Origin of the sequence: Oceanobacillus sp. M65, from assembly GCF_052246275.1 — a bacterium.
GTDB classification, from domain to species: domain Bacteria; phylum Bacillota; class Bacilli; order Bacillales; family Amphibacillaceae; genus Oceanobacillus_B; species Oceanobacillus_B jordanicus.
This window is the reverse complement of the sequence record NZ_JBQQCJ010000007.1, coordinates 1-2,969: the sequence shown is the minus strand read 5'-3', so window position 1 is coordinate 2,969 and position 2,969 is coordinate 1. Positions and strand designations below refer to the sequence as shown.

1 rRNA gene is annotated in these 2,969 nt (G+C 52.5%); it reads right to left on the bottom strand.

The window, feature by feature from the left end:
- A 23S ribosomal RNA gene (locus ACTWPF_RS19005) occupies positions 1-2,920 on the bottom strand.
- Between the last annotated feature and the right edge of the window lie 49 nt (positions 2,921-2,969).

Sequence of the window (2,969 nt, the reverse complement as noted above, 5' to 3'; positions counted from 1 at the left end):
TTAGTTAAGTCCTCGATCTATTAGTATCCGTCAGCTCCACGTGTCACCACGCTTCCACCTCGGACCTATCAACCTCATCGTCTCTGAGGGATCTTACTCACTCGAAGTGATGGGAAGTCTCATCTTGAGGGGGGCTTCATGCTTAGATGCTTTCAGCACTTATCCCTGCCACACGTAGCTACCCAGCTATGCTCCTGGCGGAACAACTGGTACACCAGCGGTGTGTCCATCCCGGTCCTCTCGTACTAAGGACAGCTCCTCTCAAACTTCCAACGCCCACGACGGATAGGGACCGAACTGTCTCACGACGTTCTGAACCCAGCTCGCGTACCGCTTTAATGGGCGAACAGCCCAACCCTTGGGACCGACTACAGCCCCAGGATGCGATGAGCCGACATCGAGGTGCCAAACCTCCCCGTCGATGTGAACTCTTGGGGGAGATAAGCCTGTTATCCCCGGGGTAGCTTTTATCCGTTGAGCGATGGCCCTTCCATGCGGAACCACCGGATCACTAAGCCCGACTTTCGTCCCTGCTCGACTTGTAGGTCTCGCAGTCAAGCTCCCTTGTGCCTTTACACTCTACGAATGATTTCCAACCATTCTGAGGGAACCTTTGGGCGCCTCCGTTACCTTTTGGGAGGCGACCGCCCCAGTCAAACTGCCCGCCTGACACTGTCTCCGAACCGGATTACGGTCCTGGGTTAGAAGGTTCGTACAGCCAGGGTGGTATCCCACGGATGCCTCCACGTAAGCTAGCGCTCACGCTTCGAAGGCTCCCACCTATCCTGTACAAGCTGTACCAACATTCAATATCAGGCTACAGTAAAGCTCCACGGGGTCTTTCCGTCCTGTCGCGGGTAATGCGCATCTTCACGCATAGTATAATTTCACCGGGTCTCTCGTTGAGACAGTGCCCAAGTCGTTGCACCTTTCGTGCGGGTCGGAACTTACCCGACAAGGAATTTCGCTACCTTAGGACCGTTATAGTTACGGCCGCCGTTTACTGGGGCTTCGGTTCTACGCTTCGGCTTGCGCCTAACGCTTCCCCTTAACCTTCCAGCACCGGGCAGGTGTCAGCCCCTATACTTCGCCTTTCGGCTTCGCAGAGACCTGTGTTTTTGCTAAACAGTCGCTTGGGCCTATTCACTGCGGCTCCTCCTAAAAAGGAGCACCCCTTCTCCCGAAGTTACGGGGTCATTTTGCCGAGTTCCTTAACGAGAGTTCTCCCGCTCACCTTAGGATTCTCTCCTCGCCTACCTGTGTCGGTTTGCGGTACGGGCACCTTTGAACTCACTAGAGGCTTTTCTTGGCAGTGTGAAATCTGGAACTTCGGTACTTAATTTCCCTCCCCATCACAGCTTGAACTCAGTTGGACGGATTTGCCTATCCAACATTCTCACTGCTTGGGCGCACACATCCATCGGTGCGCATTCCATATCCTACTGCGTCCCCCCATTGCTCAAACATTCAAGAGGTGGTACAGGAATATCTACCTGTTGTCCATCGCCTACGCCTTTCGGCCTCGGCTTAGGTCCCGACTAACCCTGAGAGGACGAGCCTTCCTCAGGAAACCTTAGGCATTCGGTGAAAGAGATTCTCACTCTTTTTTCGCTACTCATACCGGCATTCTCACTTCTACGCGCTCCACCAGTCCTCACGGTCTGACTTCACTGCCCGTAGAACGCTCTCCTACCATTGTTCGAAGAACAATCCGCAGCTTCGGTGATACGTTTAGCCCCGGTACATTTTCGGCGCAGAGTCACTCGACCAGTGAGCTATTACGCACTCTTTAAATGGTGGCTGCTTCTAAGCCAACATCCTGGTTGTCTGGGCAACTCCACATCCTTTTCCACTTAACGTATACTTTGGGACCTTAGCTGGCGGTCTGGGCTGTTTCCCTTTCGACTATGAACCTTATCACCCATAGTCTGACTCCCAAGTCTAAGTATCTGGCATTCGGAGTTTGACTGAATTCGGTAACCCGGTGAGGGCCCCTAGTCCAATCAGTGCTCTACCTCCAGTACTCGTTCCTTGAGGCTAGCCCTAAAGCTATTTCGGAGAGAACCAGCTATCTCCGTGTTCGATTGGCATTTCACCCCTACCCACACCTCATCCCCGCATTTTTCAACATACGTGGGTTCGGGCCTCCAGTCAGTGTTACCTGACCTTCACCCTGGACATGGGTAGATCACACGGTTTCGGGTCTACGACCGCATACTAAAATCGCCCTATTCAGACTCGCTTTCGCTGCGGCTCCGTGTCTTCCACTTAACCTTGCATACGATCGTAACTCGCCGGTCCATTCTACAAAAGGTACGCCGTCACCCATTAACGGGCTTCGACTACTTGTAGGCACACGGTTTCAGGTTCTCTTTCACTCCCCTTCCGGGGTGCTTTTCACCTTTCCCTCACGGTACTGGTTCACTATCGGTCACTAGGGAGTATTTAGCCTTGGGAGATGGTCCTCCCGGATTCCGACGGAATTTCTCGTGTTCCGCCGTACTCAGGATACACTCCGGAGGAAATTCCTTTTCGATTACAGGGCTCTTACCTGCTATGGCTGATCGTTCCAGATCGATTCGTCTAAAGAATTTCTTTGTAACTCCGTGTGGAGTGTCCTACAACCCCAGAAAGCAAGCTTTCTGGTTTGGGCTGATTCCGTTTCGCTCGCCGCTACTTGGGAAATCGCATTTGCTTTCTCTTCCTCCGGGTACTGAGATGTTTCAGTTCCCCGGGTCTGCCTCCGATACCCTATGTATTCAGGTAACGGTACTGTTCCATTACGAACAGTGGGTTCCCCCATTCGGAAATTCCCGGATCAATGTCTACTTACGACTCCCCGAGACATATCGGTGTTAGTCCCGTCCTTCTTCGGCTCCTAGTGCCAAGGCATCCACCGTGCGCCCTTATTCACTTAACTAAGTTACAGTAAATAAGCGTGCTAATTTCTTAGCCTTGCTTTATTTCAA